General features: G+C 53.9%; 3 protein-coding genes and 1 pseudogene. All 4 read right to left on the reverse strand.

Features of this window, described 5'->3' with window-relative positions; translation table 11 throughout:
• Positions 1-876: hydrogenase formation protein HypD (hypD, locus tag AB5H98_RS13120; protein WP_367926333.1), on the reverse strand; the 876-nt coding region annotated here is incomplete at its 3' end.
• Positions 866-1,084 carry a HypC/HybG/HupF family hydrogenase formation chaperone gene (locus tag AB5H98_RS13125; RefSeq protein WP_367926334.1) on the reverse strand — a complete coding sequence of 73 codons (219 nt, stop codon included), beginning with the start codon at positions 1,082-1,084 and terminating at the stop codon, positions 866-868. The genes hypD and AB5H98_RS13125, both read right to left, overlap by 11 nt.
• Positions 1,047-2,165: a hypothetical protein gene (locus tag AB5H98_RS13130; protein ID WP_367926335.1), complete on the reverse strand. Its 1,119-nt coding sequence runs from the start codon at positions 2,163-2,165 to the stop codon at positions 1,047-1,049. The genes AB5H98_RS13125 and AB5H98_RS13130 overlap by 38 nt, the downstream gene beginning before the upstream one ends.
• Positions 2,166-2,261: 96 nt before the next feature.
• Positions 2,262-3,005: pseudogene (locus tag AB5H98_RS13135) on the reverse strand (Sua5/YciO/YrdC/YwlC family protein); the annotation flags it as partial.
• Positions 3,006-3,141: the final 136 nt, after the last annotated feature.

Consider the following 3,141-nt stretch of genomic DNA (forward strand, 5'->3'; position numbering starts at 1 on the left):
ACGAAGACGGAGCCCGCTGGCAGGCAGAAGTCCCAGACCGCGCCAGAGGTTATCTGTGGGTTCAAAAACTTGACGCATAGCCGCCAGGGCCGCGGGATTTCCTTTCGGCTGCACCAGGCGGGTGTACTCATTTTCTAAGGCGGGAGTGTGATGCACGATGCAATCGACCAAACGGTAAACAGAAAACAGCAGATCGCCTGCTTCAAACCCGCTGACCACGGCAGGAAGTCCGTATTCCTGGGGCAAAAATTGAAAAGCGTCCGAGCCGGTGATGGCTGCTACATGACCCGGACAGAGAAATCCGTTGACTGCAAAGTCCGGTGCGTTGATCAGCGCACGCAGAGCAGGCGGCGTGTTTTTTAGAAGACACAAAACCGAAAAATTACGAATTCCTCGTTCTGCTGCCTCCAGAATGCAGGCCGCAGTACCGGGAGCAGTGGTTTCAAATCCCACTCCGAGAAAGACAACTTCCCGTTCTGGATGTTCGGCCGCCATTTCCAGCGCTTCCATGGGAGAATAGACCATATGAATCTGTGCACCCTCGGCGCGGCGGCGAAGAAGCGTATCTCCTCTTTGCGAGCCGGGTACGCGCAGCAAATCTCCGTAACTGGTAATCACAAGTCCCGGACGCTCCGACAAACGCAGAATCGCGTCAATGTATCCTGCGGGAGTCACACAGACAGGGCAGCCGGGACCGGAAACGAGACGTATGGAAGGGGGAAGCAGCGAGCGCAAACCAGATTTGGCGATGGACATGGTGTGCGTGCCGCAAATTTCCATAATGCGAATTGGTCCGGCGTCCAAACTTAATGTTTCAAGCCTTTTCAGCAAGCGGTCGATGCCAGATGGTTTGCGAAAATCTTCTTCAAAGCGCATCAATGGCCTCCTGAATGCAGCTCATGTTTTCCTCTGCTTGTTCGGGCGTTAATTTCTGAATAGCAAATCCTGCGTGGACCATTACATAGTCACCAGGCTGTACATCCGGGATAAAGTCCACACGCAATTTTTGAGAAAGTCCTGCGGCCTCTCCGACCGCTGTCTTGCCGTCAATGCGTACAATTTTCAAGGGAACTGCCAGACACATGAGAATTCAGCCTCCTTTGCTGAGCCGCGATGACCATCTGCCCAAGGCAAAGTCCTTCGTCACAGGTAGAAACGCGATGATGTGTAAATACCGAGTACCCAGCCTCTTCCAGAAGCCGGGTAAGATTGGTCAGTAAGTAATGGTTGAGGAAAACGCCTCCAGATAAAACCACTGGAAGCTTGTTCGGGTTCAAAGCAAGACACTGTTCCAAAGCCGCGCGGCACAGCGCATCCATAAAACCACGGGCAATGGCGGCCGCCGGCTGGCCGTTTTTGCAATCCTCTACAATCGCACGCACCAAAGAGCGGTGATCAAACAGACGTATACCATCTTGCACATAAAATTCCACTGGATAGGGGCGTCCTGGAATCTCATCCCGTTCCAGGGCCTCTAGCAAAGTAGCGCCTTGGCCTTCGTAATTTACACGCATACGGCCAGTGAGAAGTGCATACACTCCGTCGAATAGACGTCCAATGCTGCTGGCCGGCACACAGTTCGTGCGGCTGTCCAGCATGGCGCACAGTGAGCGCATGCGCGTTGCATCCAGCGCAATGCATTCCGTGGAAAGTTCGGCATCGCGTGCCAGTGAGAGCGCCACGCGCCCGATTTCGCGCACAGCCGCATCACCGCCCGCAAGAAGAATGGGGCGAATGGAGCCGCAGCGGGAAAAGCTGCTGTAATCGCCGATCAGAAATTCTCCACCCCAGATTTGTCCGTCCGTTCCAAGACCGGTGCCGTCCCACACAATACCGAAAACAGGTCCCCAAAGATCGTTGTCCGCCATGCAGGCCGCCATATGAGCCCAGTGATGCTGTACTTGAAGTACAGGCAAATTGGCAGAGCTGCGACGAAGCTCTGCCTCTCGGGTAGACCAGTAATCCGGGTGGAGATCGCATACCAGCATTTTGGCCTCAATTCGGAAAAGCCGTAAAAATGTATCCAGCGCATGCCGATAATGATCCAGCGTTTCTAAATTTTTTAAATCGCCGATGTGCGGGCTTAAAAAGGCATGGCACTCTCTGCCCACGGCAAAAGAAGCCTTTTGTTCCGCACCAAATGCGACTACACCGGTCACATCCATTAGTGTGCGGATAGGTTGCGGCGCATAGCCGCGGCTCCGACGGAAAAAGTATTCCCGACCTTGCCAGACGCTCACCAACGAATCATCACATCGATTTTGAATGGGACGATTGTGTAAAAGGAAAAAATCAGCGATTCCACAAAGTCCTTTCAGCGCCTCATGTCCGTGGATGAGAACCGGCTGATCGGAAAGATTAGCGCTGGTCATAACCAGTGCACCTGGCCCGCCAAAAGTGCCATCCAACAAAAGTACATGCAGCGGCGTGTAGGGAAGCATGATCCCAAGACGTGTATTGCTGCTTAAAAGAGAAAATGCGTTTGGATCCTTTTTGGCCAGCAACACAATGGGGCGCCGGACATTTTCCAAGACGGTCTGTTCCGCCTCGCTCACAAGGCAGAAATCACGCACGTGTTCCAAATCGCGGCACATAAGTGCCAAGGGCTTCTCCTAACGATGTTTTCGATGACGAAGGCGTGCAACCGCTTTGGGATTGTGTGCGTCGCAAGCGAGATGGATGCCGCCGATTCCTTTGACGGCCACAATGGCACCTTCCGCCAAGGCTCGCTGTGCCTGCTCAAAGACATCGCCAGGAACCGGTTGTCCCTGTGCATCCATAAAATAGACCGAAGGGCCGCAGACAGGACAGCAATCCGGCTGCGCATGATAGCGGCGGGTGCGGATGTCGGTGTATTCAGCATTGCAATCCGGGCACATGGGAAATCCGGCCATGGATGTTTTGGCACGGTCGTAAGGAAGGTCACGGATAATGGTATAGCGCGGCCCGCAGTCCGTACAATTAATAAAAGGATAGCGATAGCGCCGGTCACACGGGTCATTCATTTCTCTCAGACAAGCCGGACACAGCGCAATGTCCGGAGACACCAGCGTTCCGCCTTCTCCACCGGAGCTGGGAAGAATGGTGAAGCCATCATCGTGAACCAATTTGTCCAACAGTGACGTGTGGACCTGTTCTACC

It is taken from the genome of uncultured Ruthenibacterium sp., from assembly GCF_963558415.1.
Taxonomy (GTDB): domain Bacteria; phylum Bacillota; class Clostridia; order Oscillospirales; family Ruminococcaceae; genus Ruthenibacterium.

What these genes read in the sequence shown, in the direction of transcription:
- AB5H98_RS13130 (WP_367926335.1), bottom strand. Translation starts at nt 2,165, where the DNA reads ATGGATGTGACCGGTGTAGTCGCATTTGGTGCGGAACAAAAGGCTTCT.
- AB5H98_RS13125 (WP_367926334.1), bottom strand. Translation starts at nt 1,084, where the DNA reads ATGTGTCTGGCAGTTCCCTTGAAAATTGTACGCATTGACGGCAAGACA.